This window comes from Coleofasciculus sp. E1-EBD-02, assembly GCF_040218245.1.
Lineage (GTDB): Bacteria > Cyanobacteriota > Cyanobacteriia > Cyanobacteriales > Coleofasciculaceae > Coleofasciculus.
Genome location: NZ_JAVJQN010000146.1, coordinates 46001 through 67033, shown reverse-complemented (window position 1 = coordinate 67033; position 21033 = coordinate 46001). Strand labels below are relative to the sequence as shown.

13 protein-coding genes and 1 tRNA gene are annotated in these 21033 nt (G+C 47.5%); 7 read left to right on the top strand and 7 right to left on the bottom strand.

All coding sequences use genetic code 11. The features are described 5' to 3' along the window. The 6 genes from RIC07_RS23240 to RIC07_RS23215 form a co-directional block, all read right to left on the bottom strand. A partial coding sequence (locus tag RIC07_RS23240) for a two-partner secretion domain-containing protein (RefSeq protein WP_446396578.1) occupies positions 1-4120 on the bottom strand: 4120 nt, incomplete at its 3' end. A gap of 759 nt (positions 4121-4879) precedes the next feature. Further along, positions 4880-5698 carry a DUF928 domain-containing protein gene (locus RIC07_RS23235; RefSeq protein ID WP_446396577.1) on the bottom strand — a complete coding sequence of 273 codons (819 nt, stop codon included), beginning with the start codon at positions 5696-5698 and terminating at the stop codon, positions 4880-4882. Positions 5699-6016: 318 nt separating this feature from the next. Beyond that, positions 6017-6340, bottom strand: a complete 324-nt coding sequence (trxA, locus tag RIC07_RS23230) for a thioredoxin (protein ID WP_044206943.1) — start codon at positions 6338-6340, stop codon at positions 6017-6019. 290 nt (positions 6341-6630) lie between these two features. Then, complete coding sequence (locus RIC07_RS23225) at positions 6631-7794, bottom strand: GuaB3 family IMP dehydrogenase-related protein (RefSeq protein WP_446396576.1); 1164 nt, start codon at positions 7792-7794, stop codon at positions 6631-6633. Between the two features lie 272 nt (positions 7795-8066). After that, the gene (locus RIC07_RS23220; RefSeq protein ID WP_446396575.1) at positions 8067-10124 is read right to left on the bottom strand and encodes a flotillin family protein; all 2058 of its coding nucleotides are present in this window, start codon (positions 10122-10124) and stop codon (positions 8067-8069) included. A 121-nt stretch (positions 10125-10245) separates the two neighbouring features. Next, positions 10246-10926 (bottom strand): DUF1449 domain-containing protein, encoded by a 681-nt coding sequence (locus RIC07_RS23215; RefSeq protein ID WP_446396574.1) that lies wholly within the window; start codon positions 10924-10926, stop codon positions 10246-10248. Positions 10927-11129: 203 nt separating this feature from the next. Here RIC07_RS23215 and RIC07_RS23210 point away from each other — a divergent pair. The 7 genes from RIC07_RS23210 (at position 11130) to RIC07_RS23180 (ending at position 19394) form a co-directional block, all read left to right on the top strand. Then, a tRNA-Cys gene (locus RIC07_RS23210) sits at positions 11130-11200 on the top strand. Positions 11201-12373: 1173 nt separating this feature from the next. Beyond that, positions 12374-12613: an antitoxin gene (locus RIC07_RS23205; RefSeq protein ID WP_446396573.1), complete on the top strand. Its 240-nt coding sequence runs from the start codon at positions 12374-12376 to the stop codon at positions 12611-12613. Between the two features lie 30 nt (positions 12614-12643). Next, positions 12644-13048 carry a PIN domain-containing protein gene (locus RIC07_RS23200; RefSeq protein ID WP_446380903.1) on the top strand — a complete coding sequence of 135 codons (405 nt, stop codon included), beginning with the start codon at positions 12644-12646 and terminating at the stop codon, positions 13046-13048. A gap of 70 nt (positions 13049-13118) precedes the next feature. Next, positions 13119-16589 carry a CHAT domain-containing protein gene (locus RIC07_RS23195; protein WP_446396572.1) on the top strand — a complete coding sequence of 1157 codons (3471 nt, stop codon included), beginning with the start codon at positions 13119-13121 and terminating at the stop codon, positions 16587-16589. 4 nt (positions 16590-16593) lie between these two features. Further along, positions 16594-17001 (top strand): hypothetical protein, encoded by a 408-nt coding sequence (locus tag RIC07_RS23190; protein WP_446396571.1) that lies wholly within the window; start codon positions 16594-16596, stop codon positions 16999-17001. A gap of 25 nt (positions 17002-17026) precedes the next feature. Further along, positions 17027-17398 (top strand): DUF433 domain-containing protein, encoded by a 372-nt coding sequence (locus RIC07_RS23185; protein WP_446396570.1) that lies wholly within the window; start codon positions 17027-17029, stop codon positions 17396-17398. A gap of 559 nt (positions 17399-17957) precedes the next feature. Next, entirely contained in the window at positions 17958-19394 is a 1437-nt protein-coding gene (locus tag RIC07_RS23180) for a hypothetical protein (RefSeq protein WP_446396569.1), read from the top strand. A 191-nt stretch (positions 19395-19585) separates the two neighbouring features. Here the strand turns inward: RIC07_RS23180 and RIC07_RS23175 are convergent, their stop codons facing one another. Then, positions 19586-20773 carry a tetratricopeptide repeat protein gene (locus tag RIC07_RS23175; protein ID WP_446396568.1) on the bottom strand — a complete coding sequence of 396 codons (1188 nt, stop codon included), beginning with the start codon at positions 20771-20773 and terminating at the stop codon, positions 19586-19588. Positions 20774-21033 lie beyond the last annotated feature (260 nt).

Here is a 21033-nt window from a genome sequence, read left to right as displayed (position 1 = left end):
CCTGTGTACTGGTGAGGTTAATCGTGCCGCCAGAGGTGGTGATATTTTCTGTGGTTAAATTACTATTAGCACTCGCGTCTACATTGCCACCAGCGGAATCTAAGTTACCACTATTGACTTCTGCCTGTGTACTGGTGAGGTTAATCGTGCCGCCAGAGGTGGTGATATTTTCTGTGGTTAAATTACTATTAGCACTCGCGTCTACATTGCCACCAGCGGAATCTAAGTTACCACTATTGACTTCTGCCTGTGTACTGGTGAGATTAATGGTGTCACCAGAAGTGGTGATATTTTCGGTGGTTAGGCTACTATTGGCACTCAGTTCTACCTTGCCATCAGTTGCTGTAATATTACCGACAGTCAGGGTATTCGTAGTATTTAGGCTGAAATCCCCATCCAGGATTTGAATATCTCGAAGATTTGCCAAATTAATTGTGCCAGTTCCCGATTGATGCGTAAAGCTAGAGGCTGCGATCGCGTCTTTGGCGGTCACATTTCCGGCACTAGCAATGGTCAGGTTCCCCAAGGCTGTACTGCTACCTACTTGTCCCTCAAAGATCACATTACCTGTTCCTGCCGTAAGATTGAGATTTTGCGTCCCATCGAGAAGATTATTAAACAGGATATCTCCAGTTCCATTACCTGTAGACAAGAACGTTTCACCCGTCAGCGTGAAAGCCGTATCAACCTGAATCGTTCCACCCTGACTATTGAAACGAATCTCATCCCCATTGGTAGAAACATTACCCCCATTCTGAATTTCTATATTGCCCCCTTGACTAGCAAAACGAATCTCATCCCCATTGGTAGAAACATTACCCCCATTCTGAATTTCTATATTGCCACCTTGAGTCACGAAATTAATCTCACCAGCATTGGTAGAGACATTGCCACCACTCTGAATTTCTATATTGCCACCTTGAGTCGCGAAACTAACTTCACCGTTAGTGGTAGCCACATTACCACTGGTGAGAATATTACCGCCAGCGGTTGTAATCTCAACATTTCCGCCAACATTAATCGTATTTTCAATAGTGACATTTCCACCTGTGGGGTTGTTTTCTACAACCAGATTTCCAGTCTGATTAATAATCTCACCCCGAACATTAATATCTCCCCTTTCTTCCCCTGCATCGAGTTGAAGATATATATCGCCATTCCCCGAATCTAGCGTGAAGCCCTCAGCTATTTCTATAAAAGCGTCGCCAGGATCACGATAGTCCTGAATAGCCTCGCTATCATTGGCAATTAAGGTTAAATTCCCATCATCTGTGGTTATATTAGCATTGACAAAAATACTTCGACCTGCTCTTAATTTCAGTGATCCCCCAGTGCCTGCCCCATTGGCAGTGAGAATTGCTGAATCTACAGTGATGTCATTGTTTGCCTGAAACTCAATCTCGGTTCCCGTATTAGTAATGTTGGTAATCGTGGCGACATCGATAGTCACAGATTGGTTGGGATTATCATCAAACTCGAAGCTGGAGCCAAACAAATAGATCTCGCCTTCATCGTTCATCCCTCCTGGCGCTCCCACCACCACGTTTCTTTCTACCCCAGCAACTGCATTACCAAAATTGCTGGGTGAATCCGAGGGCTTGAGAAAGGTTTGCCACAAAAGTCCCGTGTCCGAATCTGGCAAGGGTTCATACAAATAGGTTGCATTTTCTCCGGGGGCGCTGACGACAACGTTAAACCCTAATGCAGACTCCGCCGATTCTACTGCCGCTACTGAAGTACCAAATTGACCGTTATCAGAATTAGGACTAGAAAAAGTGTTTTGCAACTCGCCATCCTGATTAAACCAATAGGCAGCACCTTGAACTCCTTGTCCAAGATTATCACCAGGGGCTCCCACGAGTATTTGTGAACCCATCGCGGCTACTGAAATCCCGAACTCCCCGGTGTCTGTAGCGTTTGGACTCGTAAATGTTTCGATTAGATCTCCACTGTTGCTATTAAATAGATAGGCAGCACCTCCAGTTATGATATTGCCTTCTACCCCTATATTGTCTCCAGGTGCTCCCACTAGCACATTTGAATCCACCCCAGCGACTGAATAGCCAAATTGACCCCCAGCTACAGGATTGGAACTGAAAAAGTCTTCTAGTAAACTACCGTTACTGCTATCAAATAAATAAGCAGCACCTGAATCTGTTATTCCGTTGTGATCATCTCCTGGAGCGCCAACTAGAATGTTTGACCCTACCCCAGCAACTGAAAAGCCAAACTTATCTTCAGCTTGGGGAGTAGGATTAGACAAGGTTCTCACCTGATTTTCTTCGAGATTAAAAAAGTAGGCAGAGCCGACATTCGATTCTCCTCCTATATCATCTCCAGGAGCGCCAATCAGCACGTTTAGTCCTACTCCAGCTACAGAAAAACCAAATTGGTCTCCCGCTGCATTAGGTGGCGTATCGGTATCGGGATTTATAAAGCTTTGCAATAAGCTTCCATCGTTACCATCAAATAAATAGGCAATACCTACGTCGTTCTGTCCGCCTTCATCGTATCCCGGATCACCTACGAGTACGTCTGAACCTAGCGCCGCAACTGAATAACCAAATTGATTTCCTGGTGATGAAGGATCAGGATTAAAGCGTATCGCTAAGGGTGAATTCGCGTCTCCAATCGTGATATTTTTAGGATCAAGCAATAACGTACCCGGTTGACCGTTAATTGCTCCTGCATCAGCATGACCCGTAAAAATCAGCAATTCTTTGCCAGAAACCTCAATAAATCCCCCATCTCCTGCTTCCGTTCCCCCACGGGCGCTTATCGTCCCATAAAAACCTGTAACTCCATCTGCCCAAGCAAACACCTCACCGCCTGTCCCCTGTTCCCCAGCATCAGCCGTAATCAGCGAGTTTTCACTGATTAGGGTTTGAGAGGCATTAAACGTACCTTGACCTTGATAGTCACCGCCAAGTCGTACTGTTCCGCCGCCATACATCCCAGAGGCGTTAATTGTGGCATCAAATACACCCACTTTGTTGCCAAACACATTCACCGACTGGGAATCGACAGTGGGAGACGCATGAGAAACATCCAGAGTGCCAGAGGCGATCGCAAGCCCGGCTTCTGCGGGTATAGTGATACCAGACTCCTGAAGCTGTACTTGACCTGTATCCGTAACGGTTAATCCCGTCTCTACGCTTTCCTCTGTACCCGTCAGCAGTGTTGGTAAATCCAAGGGATCAATTGCCTCTATCTCCCCATTCTCATTGGTAGATGGTACAATTTCTAAACTTAATAGTTGTCCCGGTTGACTGATCCGCACCCGATTGGATTCTGGTACAGCCGCCATTGTAATTGTGCCGCCCGGTGCAGTCAGTTGCCCGGTATTAATCGTATTTCCTGCCAGTAGGGTTAAATTATGCCCTTCTGATACGGCTAGATTGCCAGCATTAATTAGGGTTGCGGGTTGAGCTAAATCAAAGGCAAACTGACTGGGATCACCGATTAACGTCTGATAGTTATTTTCACTAAAGACATTGAACCACTGATCTCCCGCAAAACCAATTCCTGTCGCGGTTGTAGCTGTAAACGAGGCGGGAACATTTAAACTGCCATTCGCCCCAAATACAATCCCCGCCGGATTCATTAAAAATAAATTTGAGTTGCCCCCGGTAACTTGAATCAAACCATTAATAATTGAAGCTTCCCCACTAACTACTCGCCCCAAGATATTGCGAATTTCAGGATTAGACAAAAAGTTGGCAATTTCACCAGCGGAAAGACCAAAGTCTTGGAAACTGTGAAATAGATTTTCCCCATCTCCGGAAAATGTGCCACCGTCGATGTTAAATTGATTACCGTCTTGCTCAACCGTTGTCCCGACCTGATCACCTGCCCCGGTAACGGACTGAGCCACGATTAGACTTGGGGGGTTGATCTGTGTGGCTTCCTTGGTTACAATAGAATCTTTAGCAAAAGTATTCTGAGTAACTGAAGTGTTTGTTAATAGAGAGCTAGGGTTAAACTGAGGAACAATCGGTACGTCTGTTTGATCCACCTTGAGAGGGATTGAAGTCGCCTGAGTTGGCTGTATGCTGGTAACACCCAAAAAAGGTAAAGTAGCCAACAGCAGAATTGCTCCTTTCATTGCAGAATTAATCATAGGGGCTACAAAACTCCGTGGAATAAATAGAACTGATGTATAGGACTTGACAGACAGAATTTTACTCAACCCTAAATAAGGCAAGTCCAAATTAGAAGCCGCACCGAATCCCAATACGATTACTCAGCTATCAAATGATACGTTGAAGTTTAAAGAGACACCAAAACTATTGCGGTTGAATTGTCGTCGAAAGTATCTGAATAATCAATCTGGATGATATCACTCCCCTTTCCAGGGTTAAGCTATCTGTTATTGGTTTTAGCTATGGTGAACCTAGGCATAAGTTCAATACCATACCTCTCAAAGAAATTCAGAAGCCGGAATCCCTTTGCCGAAATGACTCAATTATGGTTAGCCACCAACCTATATTCTCCAATGACAACAAAATACTAAACCCTTGGACAAGAAAGCCACAGTATTTAGTGATACACCACCTAGTACTTGATAAAATATCCAATCTACTTCTTTATAGCACACTGGTTTAAGGGTCAGGCGGCTATCGAATTAAAATTAGGGGCGATAAGCTGTTTCGGGTACATGAGAACAGCCAAAGTGCAAAAATGAGGGACTGATCGAACGAGATAGTGTAGCGGGGTCTTACAGGCTCGAATCAAGTCGCTGATATCTCGTGTTTAATGGGGAATTAGGAACATCCAGTAGAGATAGCGGTTTTTGGCAATGATGGAAGACAAGCAACCTTAGTTAGGGAACAGGGTGATTGATAATTCTCAATTGAGAACCACTATGCCAATGTGGGAATCACTGAGCCAAAGCACTACAGCATTCAGTAATGGGCTTGGATGCGATCGCGTCGAGTTCAATATCCTCTAACAAGTTACTCCAATCCATCGCCAGGGCGTAATTGGCTGTCTGAGTACGGCGAAGATTGCCGATCAGGGTGAGAGAGTCAAACCAAATCCCATTTCGGGCTAAAACAACGGCGCGATCGCGGGGAGTCAACGCCCGATTCAATCCTTGTTGGAGTTCAGCCGTTAAAGGAACACGTTGGATGGAACCTCTAACTCGGACTCGTTTGGGATCAGTGCGAACAATCGCTGCTTGGGGATCTTCACAGTAAACGGTAAAAATCCAGTTGTAGTATTGGTTTTCCTTTAGCGCGGGTAGGGTTGGCGGTAAAGAAATACTAATCACACCGGGTAGGGCGTTCGTCACAGGATAGGTGGTTTCGTACACTTTCTCACCCTGATCACTCCAGAGGGCAAATTTCATTGAGTCGAATGTATTCGCGCCATCAGGAATATAGAACCAGAAGGTGGGATGTTCCTCTACCGTTAATCCCACATTGGTATCGGGAATCAGGGCGAACAAAGATTCTCCAGATTGACTTCCCCTACAGAGACTACGACTCGCGCCACCTGTGCGATTACCGGAACGGGGGCTTCCCCGACCCGATAGATCCAGATTAAACTCAAGCATATCTTGCAGCGAGGGAGTATTACTCGCTGAGTTGGTCGGTTGAGAGTAAGTCGGAATCGGACTAACCAGACAACCTACCACGACTGATGCGATCGCCACAACCCGTTTGATGGGTGGAGACGATATAGGTATCTTAGTCATGACTTAGTAAAGTCTATAGATTTAGACACTTACATAGTACAAGTGGCAGTGTCTTAATCCGGATTTACGATAGAAAAACAGGTAATTATATTGATTTGGGGACTAGACATAAACTCAAGTTGCCAACTTGCTGATTTTATAATGATTTCAAAATTGGCAATTTACCCCGCTTTTCACCGCTTTTCTAGCTTTTGGGTTATGTTTGCCAACCTAATCGAGAGCTTACAGGCTTTTTGTAGCTGTAGCGACTCCTCGCGCCTGCAAGCCTAACTAGCCTTAACCCGATTCGGCTTAAGGCTTAACTGATTAGGGAAGGGATTAGAGATACTTTTCTAGAGTGTTTGCTAGCGTCGTTTTCGGAACTGCACCCACAACCATATCAACTCGTTGTCCTCCTTTAAAAATCATTAAGGTCGGAATGCTGCGAATCCCATACTGACTGGCTACATTAGGATTTTCGTCAGTGTTGAGCTTCACAACCTTGATCTGACCTTCGTACTGTTGTGCGATTTCATCCACCACAGGTGCGACCATCCTACACGGGCCACACCAAGGTGCCCAAAAATCTACTAAAACGGGAACGTCACTATCTAGGACGTCTTGCTTAAAACTGGCGTCTGTAACTGCTACGGCTGTTGACATGCCTGGAAATCCTTGCGTGTACTATTTTCTATGTGTCTTGGGATATTTTACCACAGAGAAAACTGAGCGTTCCCCTGCAAAAAAAGTATATATTTCGACATAAATCGTCACATTTAGTCGATTAAAATGTTAAACTATCCTGACATTAGAGCTTAACCCCCAAAAAGGAACCGCCCGAACATAGTCCGGGCGGAGTGTGGTGTGAGGAGTGAACGGAAACATGCGTCTCCGCTTTCTCTATGTTAACTTACATCAGTGGGGTTTGGGGCAGTTTGTCAACCCCAAAAATTTTATTTACCCATTCCCAACTGCTGCGCTTTCTGGTAGACTTTCCCTTCTGTCAGCAAGGATGGCGCAATCACGACCTCCACTTGCTGCATTTCTTTCAAGTTCTTAGCGCCCAAAGTTCCCATACTGGTTTTCAGCGCCCCTAAAAGATTGTGAGTGCCGTCATCCAGTTGTGCCGGTCCAATCAGAATTTCTTGTAGTGTTCCTGTACTCCCGACTTGGATGCGCGTTCCTCGGGGCAGAACCGGGCTAGGCGTTGCCATTCCCCAGTGAAATCCGCGTCCTGGGGCTTCTTTGGCACGAGCCAGAGGAGAACCAATCATCACCGCATCTGCGCCACAAGCGATACATTTACAGATATCTCCCCCGGTAATTAACCCACCATCAGCAATGACTGGCACATAATTACCCGTCTCTTGATGATAATCATCACGGGCTGCTGCACAATCCGCCACCGCCGTCGCCTGGGGAACTCCCACACCCAGAACGCCCCGCGAGGTACAAGCGGCACCCGGACCAATTCCCACTAAAACAGCCGCTGCACCTGCTTTCATTAAGTTCAGGGCAACTTCGTAGGTGACACAATTGCCCAAAACCACGGGCATTGGCATATCCTGGCAGAACTGGGCTAAATCTAGGGGGGTGACTGACTCTGGTGACAGGTGAGCCGTGGACACCACAGTGGCTTGGATGAAGAATAAATCAGCACCCGCTGAGGCGACAATTTCACCGTATTTAATCGCGCCTGCTGGCGTCGCACTTACCGCCGCAATCCCACCTTGGTCTTTGATTTCCTGAATTCGCTGGCTGATTAATTCCGGTTTAATCGGTTCGGCATACAACTCCTGCATCAGATTAACGAATTCTGACTTACCCACAGAGGTGATTCGCTCTAATATCGGAGCAGGGTCAGCATAACGGGTTTGAATGCCTTCGAGGTTAAGCACCCCTAGCGCTCCCATCTCAGATAGGATCACTGCCATTCGCACATCGATCACGCCATCCATCGCACTGGCAATGATCGGAATGTCTCGTTCGATGCTCCCCAACCGCCAACGGGTGTCTGCCAAATTCGGGTCTAGCGTCCGTTGTCCGGGGACTAATGCGATTTCATCGATGCCATACGCTCTGCGAGCTGTCTTACCTCGCCCAATTTGAATATCCACGCTTCTCTATTCGTTCCCAAGACTATTTAAGCTAGGGTATCAAATTTTGTTCTTTGTCATTCGTCATTTGTCATTGGTCATTGGTCATTTGTTAGGGAACAGGGAACAGGGAACAGGGAACAGGGAAGGTAGAGTTTTGAGTTAACCTCCTCATCTTCCCCAGCTCCCCCAGCTCCCTCTGCTCCCTCTGCTCCCCCAGCTCCCCCAGCTCCCCCAGCTCCCCCAGCTCCCTCTGCTCCCTCTGCTCCCTCTGCTCCCCCTGCACCTTTGCCTCAACTGTGACGAGTTCTGGGATCTTCGCGATCGCGATCGCTCTTTGACCCAGATGTCCGATGGGGTGGCGTAGAATCCTCATCACTCTTAACCTGAGACGGTTCGACAAGTTTCGCGGCTGCGGAAGACGGTTGTCGTTGTCCAGGAGATTTTGCCGGGGGTGGAGGTGGCGGGGTTTGCCGTTTGGCTAAGGCGGGAGTCTCGGATTCGGCTGAGGACTCTGGCGGCTTCGGGTTGCCATTTTCTCCCGTTTGAGTCGGATTATTCCGTACCAACTGACTCACTTGACCAATTAAGTTTCCTAGCTTTCCTTCATCCAGAAGCGTATTAATTAACGATAAGCCACTGGTTGAGAGTAAGAGTTTGTTAATATCACCCATGCCATTCCCATGACCATTACCATTACTGCCATTCATCCCAGGAAATGCGAAAATTCGGGTATCGCCTAAAATTCCCGGTTGTGGCGCTAAGGCTTTGGCAATTTCTGGGAGTTTGTCTACTAAATCGGGCCAAATTGTGGTCAGCACTTGGGCGCTTAACTTGGAGTCACTCAACGTATTCTCGGCTTCAATGATTGCTCGTTTTCCTTCGGCTTCAGCTAAGGCTTTATCCCGATTCGCTTGGGCTAAGGTGCGAATGGATTCCGCTTCTAATTCTGCCGCTTGACGGGCAATTTCGGCTTGACGACGACGGCGGAAAACATCAATTTCTACGACGTTTTGGTCAGCAATCCGCCGTTTTTCTGCCTCTTGTTCGGCTGAAATCAGGGATAAGCGTTTTTCCCGTTCCGCTTTTTCTATCTCTGTCGCCGTAACCACACCGGATTCCGCTTGAGCGCGTTCGGCTTCAGCCGCAAAGCGTTCCCGTTCTTTATTGGCGATCGCAACAGCCGCTTCCTGTTTTGCCACTTTTGATAAGCGTTCGGCTTCAGCCACCCGCACTTGGGCTTCTAGGCGGGAGGAATCGACGGTTTGCTGACGGGTAATTTCGGCGATTTCGGCTTCTTGTTTTTGGGTGGTTTGGGCGACTTTTAGCTGTTTATTCCGTTCCTCTAGAGAAATATCTGCCTCAATTTGGTTTTCTTGAACTGAGAGTTTGCGGCGAATTTCTTCTTCTTCAACGGACTTATCTTGTAAAATCTTTGTCCGTTGTATGGTGGCAGCTTCTCGGTCTTTGGCTTCTTGAATTTCCCGTTGTCGCTGGGATTTTAGGGATTCAACCTCCAGTTGTTGTCCGAGAGTGGCGTCTTCTTTTTCTCTGGCGATTCGCAGGGATTGCTTTTCGGCATCGAGTTCCTGCTGTTCAATTCTTACCTGGGTACTCAGTTCAACTTCCCGTTTTTGTTGGATGGAGCGTTGAATGGTTTCGGTTCGCAGGCGGACTCCTTGGGCGTCGAAGAAGTTATTGGTATCGTAGGTATCGCTTTCTTCGATTTCAGAAATGGCGATATTATTCAGGGTTAACCCCACTTTTTTTAGATCAGGCTGAATTAGATTTAAGACTTCATCGGCAAACCCTAATTTATCAGAATCAATTTCCGCTAAACTCTTCTTCTTCGCCGAGGCGCGAATGGCATCATCTGCCCGTTTTTCTAGGGCTTCTTTAATATCTTCAGTCGAAACTCGTCCTTGTTTCGATAGTCGGGCAGCAGCGGTTAAGACATCATCTTTATCGGCGTTAATACAGACATAAAAGGTTGCCCGCATATTTGCCCGCAGGTAGTCTTGAGTGCGAACGGCTAGATTTCCAGTGCGTTCCACATCAATGGAAATTTCCCGTAAGGGAACACGAGTCAGTTCATGGAAACCGGGCAACACCGCACAACCGCCATACAAAATGACTTTTTTCTGTTTCACAAAAAAGCCACCCGTTCTGACAAAGGCTTCGTTATTGGGGGTGATTTTGTAAACCAGTTTGTACGCCCATAATGTGGCGATGATGACTAAAACTATTGCCCCAATCACACCCGGAAACAGGAGGATACCACTGGGAAACTGCGCCAGGGTCAATGATTCCGGGACAGGCTGGGAGGTTGATGTCGTAGATGATTGTGACATGGTAGTTGGCGCTCTAAATCTATATGTTGTATTGAAGCCTGAAATTTATACACATTTAGACCTTGTGTAAGAAGAATCACAGTTTGCCTGAACGGAATCGGGACGGTTGTGTATGCAGCCGTTACTGTGAATCTTTAGGTTGAGATGAATTAGATAACCATTGTTGTTGATCAGAACTATCTTTAGTAATCACCCGATAGCTTTCTGGTTGTCGGTCAATCACTAAGACTTGATTGCCGCGATTGGGAATAACGTTTGCCCATTTGGGTAGGGTGGCATTAATTGTCACCAAATTGCCACTGGGATCAATCACATCTACTTGACCGATTTTGCCTTGACTTTCCAGGGGAATTGAACTAGAACTGACGCTACCCTGACAACCAATTAAGCGATCGCCACTGGTATCTTCACCAAATGTGGCAAAAATTCTGCCCAAGGGTCGAGAAATTAAGCCACCACTGAATAAACTTAGGAGTAGGGAAGCACCAGCGACGACACCGCCGAAGAAACCCGTGGGAATCGTACCTGTGATATTCCCGATCGCCACATTAATTATCCAGCCGAAAACTCCCACCAGACTACAGTCAGTGGCGAGTAGCAAAATTAGGGGAACTTTACCCACACCCAGAAAACTGAACATTGATCCCATGGCAAAATCGCCATCGGCATCCACATCAGCATCTACATCGGCATCGATATCAAAGTCATCATCCCCGCCACCGGAGAAAATGACAACGAGAAATAGCAGGATGCCCATCCCTAGGAAAATCCAGTAGGGCAGATTAAGCAGGTTGAATAGCATGGATCGAGGTAGCGATCGCGACTGTAGCGTGACGCTCTATTAACGGATATTCTCAGCCTAGCGAGGAATAGACAAAATGGCTTCACCCCGCTAGAATACTTAATGTTTTGCTCGCCCAAAAGAATTCTTGGCGAAAAAGACACATCCGGATGAGATAGGCTATAATCCTTTATTGTAGAGACGTAGCTCCGTCTCTACAATGCGGCGGCATCGCCAAGTGGTAAGGCAGGGGCCTGCAAAGCCTTTACCCCCAGTTCGAATCTGGGTGCCGCCTTTTTTAAATAGAAAAGAATGAATGTGCGATCGCCTGTGCCATGATCTACCACAAAAACGGCACAATCACATTATGGATGCAAAGTGATTAATTGAGAGCATCGACGTACATTTACATAACCAGCGTGCGATCGCGGTTTCCTTCGTAGGGGCGCACGGCGTGCGCCCATTACCCGGTGGCGTGCGCCCATTACCCGGTGGCGTGCGCCCATTACCCGGTGGCGTGCGCCCATTACCCGGTGGCGTGCGCCGTGGATTACTGATGAGGTACAGTCTCTAAGCAAGATCCCCAACTTCTTCAAGAAGTCGGGGATCTGTCTGTGTACCTCACTTACTGGAAAAGCGCTGTAATGTGCGCCAGGAAAGACAACCGGGGTATATTAACGGTCAAGCAGTGCGATCGCATTCATACACACCGGGAAAATCCTACGCCCACAACCGCCAATATCATGGGCGCACGCAGGGAAATAGGTACAACACCTACATTGATTCAGGGCGCACACCAATATTGATTCAGGACACACCAGGATTTTAAGGGCGCACGCCATGCGCCCCTACAAGACGCAAAAAAAAATGGAATGGATGGATAATCAAAACCGTGGTGGTAAATCCGGTTTTTACGGCAATAAGTAAGATAGTCAACACCTTTTTTATCCAGAAAACCCAAGCGTGAGAGATCGCCAGGGCAACTATGAAGGGACAAAGAGTGACATCTCCTAGTGTATCAATTGTCTCAACGGTTGCGATCGCCTAAAAGTCAAGCGGGATGATGGAAACCCTTGAGTGCAGTGAAGGGCGAGTTCCAAAAGTCTTAACCTTTCTGCTTTGCAGCGTTGGCGCAGGGCGGACTTTATTGGTAACGGCGTTAGTTTTGTATTGTTGAGGCGGATTTTATTGGATCTATGTTTGTAGTTCTGAGTCGGGGTTGAGTCTCAAAGCGTCGTCAGCGAGGCTCAACACAGCAACCTAACCATTCCCCCGCCAAGAACTCAAGTTCTTGGCTCAAAGCGCAAGTCGTCTAAAGACGACTCGGATTCTTATAGAAACAACCCCAACAGTTAGACACGTCTGTCTACATCGAAACGCTTTTACTATACCCTAGTTATTAGAAGAGGAGAAGAAAATGCCGTGAATGTTTTAATTGGCAACCGGAAATGATAGGAAAAGAATTACTATGACCACTGAATATCACATCAAACTGATTCAAACCGGAAATACCCAAACCCTAACCATTCCCCAAGACTTAACTCTATCCACAACAGATGTCACCATCCGCCAAGAAAACGGCAAACTGATTATCGAACCCTACCAGAAAAAATCCCTGCTCTCAGTTCTCGCCACTCTCGAACCCCTAGATGAAGACTTTCCCAATGTTGACGCAGGAGTATTACCCCTAGACGATATCGAACTTTAAAAAGACACGCCCTGGTGTCTCTCTACAGATATGAATTACTCCTATTTATTAGATACGAACATCATTTCAGAATTAGTCAAGCATCCCAGAGGACAAATTTTTACAAAAATCCAAAGTGTTGGCGAGGCAACAATCTGTACAAGCATCATCGTCGCTTGTGAGTTAAGATTTGGAGCCAGAAAAAAGAACTCGCCTCAACTCACCCAAAACATTGAAGCCATCTTAGATAGTCTGGAGATTTTGCCTCTAACCTACCCCGTAGAGCAATATTATGCTGAAATCCGAACTCATTTAGAACAACAAGGAACACCTATTGGCGGTAACGATTTATTGATTGCTGCTCATGCTCTCAGTTTGAATCTCACCGTCATCACCAATAATGTTCGTGAATTTTCTCGTGTCCCTAATTTAAAACTAGAAAACTGGCTCAATTAAACCGTATCACCCCATCACTCCCTCTGTCTTTTGCGATACCATAGTTAGCATCTCCTGCCTCAATTGCCCCATGGATGAACAACGCCTACAAGCCTATCTAACCCTGATTAATGCCCTATTAACCTGTCCCAGTGGTGAGGAAGGGCAGAAGATTTTACAGGATAACGCCGAGTTAGTTGATGCCGGGTTAGTGGCAACCATGGCACAGGTGGCGGAAGCGTTAGCAGAGAGGGGCGATGAAAATGCGGCGCAGTTTTTAATCGGAATGGCGAATCAGTTAGGGGAGTTGTTGGGATTATCCGCCTCAACTGCTACTCCTGGAGCCCAACTGCGCTTTCTGATGCAAGTATTACAAGTAACGTCAGATAGTAGAGGTAATCCGCAAGTTGTCTATCCCCTACTTCAGCAAAACCTGCATCTATTGGATGATAACTTTGCCCGGATATTGTATGACTGGGGAACCGCAACACTGGCAGAAGTGGAAGCGGAACAAGCCCAATTTATTGCCGCCACTATTGGTGAATTCAGTAAGCTGATTGGGGAGTTTCCTTTAGGGAGTCAGCCAACTAACTTGGAAATCGAGATTAGGGGTTATGAAGTGATGCTCACTATCTTTACCCGCGAGAATTACTCAGAAACTTGGGCATTAATTCAAAATAATCTGGGTGCTGCCTACCGTGAAAGAATCCGGGGAGAAAGGGCAAAGAATATCGAAAGTGCGATCGCATACTGTCAAGCCGCTCTGGAAGTCAGCAGCCGTGACGCCTTTCCTAGCCAATGGGCAATGACGCAAAATAATCTGGGGGTTGCCTACCGTGACAGAATCCGGGGAGAGAGGGCAGAGAATATCGAAAGTGCGATCGCATCCTGTCAAGCCGCCCTTCAAGTCTACACCCGTGACGCCTTTCCTAGCAATTGGGCAACCACGCAAAATAATCTGGGGAATGCCTACCGTGACAGAATCCGGGGAGAAAGGGCAGAGAATATCGAAAGTGCGATCGCATCCTATCAAGCCGCTCTGGAAGTCAGCAGCCGTGACGCCTTTCCTAGCCAATGGGCAATGACGCAAAATAATCTGGGTGCTGCCTACTCTGACAGAATCAGGGGAGAAAGGGCAGAGAATATCGAAAGTGCGATCGCTTCTTTTCAAGCCGCCCTGGAAGTCTACATCCGTGACGCCTTTCCCAGCGATTGGGCAGGTACGCAAAATAATCTGGGGATTACCTACTCTGACCGAATCAGGGGAGAAAGGGCAGAGAATATCGAAGATGCGATCGCTTCCTATCAAGCCGCCCTGCAAGTCTACACCCGTGACGACTTTCCTAGCCAATGGGCAGGTACGCAAAATAATCTGGGTGTTGCCTACCGTGACAGAATCCGGGGAGAAAGGGCAGAGAATATCGAACGTGCGATCGCATCCTATCAAGCCGCCCTGGCAGTCTACACCCGTGACGCCTTTCCTAGCCAATGGGCAGTGACGCAAAATAATCTGGGGCTTGCCTACAGTGACAGAATCCGGGGAGAAAGGGCAGAGAATATCGAAAGTGCGATCGCATACTGTCAAGCCGCCCTGGAAGTCTACACCCGTGACGCCTTTCCTAGCGATTGGGCAATGACGCAAAATAATCTGGGGAATGCCTACTGTCAGAGAATCCGGGGAGAAAGGGCAGAGAATATCGAAAGTGCGATCGCTTCCTATCAAGACGCCCTGGAAGTTAGAACTCGTGAAGCTTTGCCCCAAAACCATGTTGAAACCCAATTTAACCTAGGACTTGCCTACCGAGACGCCCAACAATTGGACAATGCCTATCATGCCTTTGCCGCAGCGATTGATACGGTTGAATTCCAGAGAGTCGAGATTAGTTTAGGTACGGCGAATGATGCCGATAAACAGAAACTAGCGGAAGAATGGAATAAACTCTATCGCAATATGATTGAAGTCTGTCTAGAATTAGCAAACAATACCCAAGCCTGGGAATACATCGAACGCAGCAAAACCCGGAATCTCATCGAACTCCTCACCAGTCGCAACCTTTACCCCGATGGCGAAATTCCCACCCAGATCAAAAGCCAATTGCAACAGCTACAGCAAGAGATTCTAATTGAACAGCGACGGTTGAATCAGCTACAGGCGGCTGGGGAACAAAAGTTATCGGAAAAATCGATAACTGTAGAAGAGATAGACTACAGCCACATCAACCAACTACGCCAGCGCTATAACGAACTTTATCCCTATAAACCCCTCAAGTTTGACCAACTCTCTACACTGATTGATCCAAACACCGCAATTATTGAATGGTATATTTTCGATGATTGCTTCCGTGCGGTGATTATTAATGACCTAACCCCCCAGCCCCCTTCCCTGCAAGATACTGCTGGCGAATTGGAAAAACCTAACCCCCCAGCCCCCTTCCCTGCGAGGGAAGGGGGAGCCTCAAAGCCTCTCTCCTCGCAGGAGAGAGGTTTGGAGAGAGGTTTCCCCTCCATCTGGACATCCACCCCTGAAGACTTAGCCAACCTCAAAACCTGGGCTGAAGACTATCTCCAAGCCTACTACGCCCCCAGACGTGCCGAAACCGACACCGAAACAGAACAACTCAAACAAGACTGGCAAACCTCACTCCCCTCACGCCTCAACCAGCTAGCCGAAATTCTGCATATAAAAGATATCCTCGCCCACATCCCCGAAACCTGTACCCAATTAATCCTGATTCCCCATCGCTATCTCCACCTATTCCCCCTCCACGCCTTAGACTTATTCCCCCGTTTCCCTGACGGTATCCGTTATCTCCCCAGTTGCCAACTCCTACACCAACTCCAGCAGCAACAACGCCCCGACTTCCAGCGCCTATTTGCCATTCAAACCCCCACATCAGATTTATACGAAGAAGACATCGGCGCAGTATCTGCCATCACCCGACAATTTCCCCAGGTTGATAGCCTCAAAAAAGACAAAGCCAGCAAATCCGCCCTCCTCTCCTCTAGGGAAACCCTCGACGCTGCCAACAGTCTGCTATTCTTCTGTCACGGCTATTTTAATCTCGGTTCTCCCCTGGATTCCGGCTTACAGCTAGCCGATGATAACCTCACCCTTGAAGACATCATCGCTGATTTCCGCCTGAGTAATTGTCGCCTCGTCACCCTTTCCGCCTGCGAAACCGGGTTAACTGACTTCAGTAATATCAGCGATGAATATATCAGCCTACCCTACGGTTTCCTCTTAGCCGGGAGTACCAATGTTTTTAGTAGCCTCTGGGAAGTCAGCGCCTTTGCCACCGCCCTACTCATCGTCAAATTCTACCAAGAAATCCAGCAGCAAGAGAACCTCGCCCTCGCCCTGAATACCGCCCAATGTTGGTTACGAGACACCACTGTCAAAGGTTTTCAAGACTGGCTTCCCAATTCCCCATTCAGTACCACCTGGCAGATAGAATTAAAAAAGTATTTCCAGTATCTGGAAACCGAACAAGGGGAAACAGCCCAACCCTTTAACAATCCCTATTATTGGGCTGCATTTTGTCTGATTGGCAAAGGAGTTTAACATCATGTCTGTGTACGAAAATAGTGTTATTAGCTTTATTAAAGTTATCGAAACGAACGCCAACTTACTCACCCCGCCAGACTGGGATAACTTAAGGCAACTCAGCAATCAACTTCCTAATGATGATATTGAGGATATCTCGAATCAACTGGAAAACTGGTTAAAAGCATCCGCCTCCCGCCAGGAACTATTTCAGATATACCAGCAACAACGAGAGGGGTTAACAGAGGCAGAAGTCAGAGATTTTCGAGAAAAAATTGCAGGAATCATTGGTGCTGGGGGAAGCAAATCTCCCACGCCAGCGAATCAACCCAGCCCAGCGGCGAAGGATATGATTATTAATAGTATTATCAGACATTCACCCCCATCCACCCCACAGACCAACCCACCCAATAATCAAAGTTCAACTTAAGCGATAGGCATGGAGGAAATAGGCAATGACAAACGCGGGTAACAAATACATTATCCATACTGAACGAGGATTAGCGATCGCGGGTACTCGAATCACGCTCTATGATGTGATGGATTATCTCAAAGCTGACTATCCCCACAAATACATTCGCGATATTTTTAATTTGACTGATGAACAAATGAACGGAGTTCTTGCCTATATTGAAGCCCATCAAGCCGAGGTAGAAGCCAAGTATCAGGAGGTTTTACAAACAGCACAAGAGATTCGAGACTATTGGCAAGAACGCAACCGTGAACGACTAGCTAAAATTGCCGCAGCGCCTCCCCGTTCTGGATATGAAGCGGTTCGACTCAAGCTGATCGAACGGAGAATGCAGCGAGAAGTGAATAATAAATGATTATCGAGAATGTTGTGTGGAAAAATTGTATACATTGTAATTGATATTCAAGAGGGTAGGGGCGCAAGGACCTGCGCCCATTAAATGCACAGACGTGCGCCGATTAAATCGTATCTTGTGTCCATTGATCGGGTATAGCGTTGATTAAATATTGCACCGAAATCCGATGACAAATAACCAATCAGAATTGACTCCGTATTACCATTTATAGTGGTCAAGGTGTGTTGGCGAAGCGTAACGCACGATGGTGCCGTGACCCAACTAAAATTGTGGAATAGATTTGACCGTGAAATTGGGCGCACGTCGGTTGAAATTGGGCGCACGTCGGTGCGCCCCTACGGGTATTCTGTATTATAGGCTAATGAAAATGTCGGGCATTTCCATCAACAAATGACAAATGACAAATGACCAATAACCAATGACACCTTAAAATCCTAATCATCATCTGTTGATGAGAGAACTAACTTTTCGGTGAAATCAGTGTCAATAAACTCTCACATCCCTACCCCTATCTCTCCAATAAATCCGTGAAATCAGTGTTTTGACCCATAACCAATAAATGAAAAACCTCAGCCTCACCCTCTACGCCTTCCACCTGCGTCAAACCCTCACCGACGCCCCCGATCGCGTGGCAGATGATGCGGCTAAGTTATGGGATAATCTGACTAATCTGGGACATTTCCCTGGACTGAATACCCTGAAATCTCACCTGATCTGCTACACCAACACCGAATACACGCCCCAAAACGAACCCGGAAAACAAACCCACTGGCTTACCCACGCCCAAGATATCAATTTAGGCGCTATCTCCACCGCCGATGGCTTCAAAATCACCGCCAATCTGCAACCTTTTCGCCTCAATGACACCTACGCTATTGATCTCACACTCTCCCCCGATTCTCCCCACCTCGACATCACCATCCCCCAACTGCAACACTTCCGCCCTCAATCCCTCCTCCCCCACCGCATCCAAGCCTCCCTCGGACAAACCCTGTGGTTATACGCGGAAGTAGACGCCCAAACCGACTGCGCCAGCCTTGCCAAACAATGCGCCACCGCCCTCCTCGCCAACAGTCCCCTCAACCCCAGCCTCCAGGATCAAGACAGCCTCTTCGGGAGTCACCTCTTCGACTACCTCGCCACCCAACCCAGCCAACCCGATAACCCCGCCAGCCACTGTCATATCCTCATCTCGTTCAACACCAGCCAATCTCCCACTGTTGAACTCCTGGGAAAAGCCTACGATGAACTCCTCCAACTCCTTTGTTCTTATCACAAACTGCGCTACATCTATCACCAATCCCGCCAACGCTACCCCGAAGCGCGACACCTCTACAGCGACTTAGAACAACAAATCCAAACCTTACCCAACCTCACCACCAACCCCCAAACCCGCCTCGACACCCTGAAAAATCTGCTCAACCAAATCCCCCAAATCGCCCTCGACTACGCCCGATGCTTGCGAGACTTACGCGCCCACCACACGGCGATGGAAACCAATATTACCAACTTTGACACCAAGCAACGGAAGATTGCCCAAATTGACAACAATATCCCCCAATTCTGGGACGAATTCCTCAAAGATAGCCAACGCGATAAACAGCAAATCCAAACCGATATCAATTATCTGTCACCCGGACAAGACTTATTCGGACAAATGCTGGAAACCGTGCGAGGTATCGTAGACTTAGATCAAGCAGAACGCGATCGCGCTTTCGACCAGAAGCTACAAAACCTAGAACTCTGGATAGCCGTTGTCGGAACCGGATTAGCCGTGAGTGGGATATCCTCCCAAGTCGATTCCCAACCCATCCAAACCTTTATCCAGAATCAAACCAACTCTGATACACCGATTTGTCCCGGTGCGGGTGTAGTGAAATGTACCACCTACAATGGTGTCAATGTCTTCATTCATATTATTATTGCCATGCTCATCGCCCTGCCCATCGGTTGTATAATCCAATGGATGCGCGATCGACACAAACGCAGAGGGTAAGTAGGTGGACATTGTGGATCGTCATTCGTCATTTGTAAATTCTCTCCCCCAGCTTCCAGACGTAGCATGCTACGTCTCTACATTGCTTCCCCAGCTTCCCCTGCTCCCTCCGCTCCCCCTGCTCCCTCCGCTCCCCCTGCTCCCTCCGCTCCCCCTGCTCCCTCCGCTCCCCCTGCTCCCTCCGCTCCCCCTTATCGCAGCCCCATCCCTTGCAACTCTTGACGTAACCGTTGCGCTTCCTGGGGATTGGTGACTTGATGACGGGCGATCGCACTCTCAAATGCTGCTAAACTTTCAGGTACTCGTCCCAGTTTGAGCAACACAACGCCTAAGTTTTGGTAAGCGTCGGCATAGTCGGGATTCAGTTGAATCGCTTTTTCATAAGCGGTTATCGCGGCGTCCCACTCTCCCAAGGCTTTTAAGGTCATCCCTAGGTGATTGTATCCCACGGCAAAACTCGGATCAATCTTCACCGTGGTTTGATATGCCCGTTTCGCTGTGGTTAAATCACCAACGCCGAATAACAAATTCCCTAAATTATTATAGGCTCCCAGTTTAAGTTGGGGGAGAATCGGTTGCTTAATCGCGTCTTGATAGTGATCTGCCGCTAATTGGAGTTGATTCTGTTTCGTGTAAGCATTGCCTAAATGATAATGTAATTCAAATAATACCGAAGCGTCTACCTGTGAATCCGTGAATCCACGCTTAAGTAAATTAATCCCTTCCTCTACTTGACCGATTTGCACATAAAGCGCTCCTAATTTACTACACAAGTATGCATCATTGGGATGATCGGCGAGAAATCCTTCCATAGCATTCTTGGCGCGAGTGTATTTATCCAGAGCCGCGATCGCACCGGGTTGATAGCCATAGTGTAAAATGCCCACAGTAGACAGGGAAATCACCTGCCAATCCGGTTCTCGCTGTAACAATTGGGCGACACTATCATCCACAATCGAATGGTAGGGGCGAGAAAAATGGATATCGGGGTGATGGCGAAATAAACGGGATACCAGGGAATAGGGCGATTGAGTCGCACCCACTTCTTGACGGATCAGATTAATCACCAAGTTGCGATCGTTTTTTATCGCCTGTTGGATTTCTGGTATGATTTCCGGCGTTAACACTTCATCCGCATCCAGCACCAACACCCACTTCCCTTGCACATAGCGCAGCGCCTGGTTGCGGGCGGCGGAGAAGTCATTGCACCATTGAAAATGATAGACTTTTGCCCCATACTCTGTAGCGATATCAACTGTGCGATCGCTTGATCCAGTATCCAGGATCACCATTTCATCGACGACTGGCTGCACAGTCTCCAAGACTTGGGGTAAACTGGCTTCCTCGTTTTTCACAATCATGCATAGACTCAGTTCCATTTTCGATTCCCTCTTTTTAGGTTTAATATCTGAGCGTTGGCGAATCTATGTATAGCAGTACCAAGACAGGTTAGGACATGTTTTTCTGTTCCCTGTTCCCTGTTCCCTGTTCCCTCTTGGGAGCAACTGATGTCCTAACGTATCCTCGTAGTGCTATATAATAGAATCCAATTAACTAAATCTAAGTTAAAGAACATTTAACTGAAAAGCCATTCGCCAATAGCTGAAGTCTTCTTCAGAAGGCGACTAATTCGCGGACT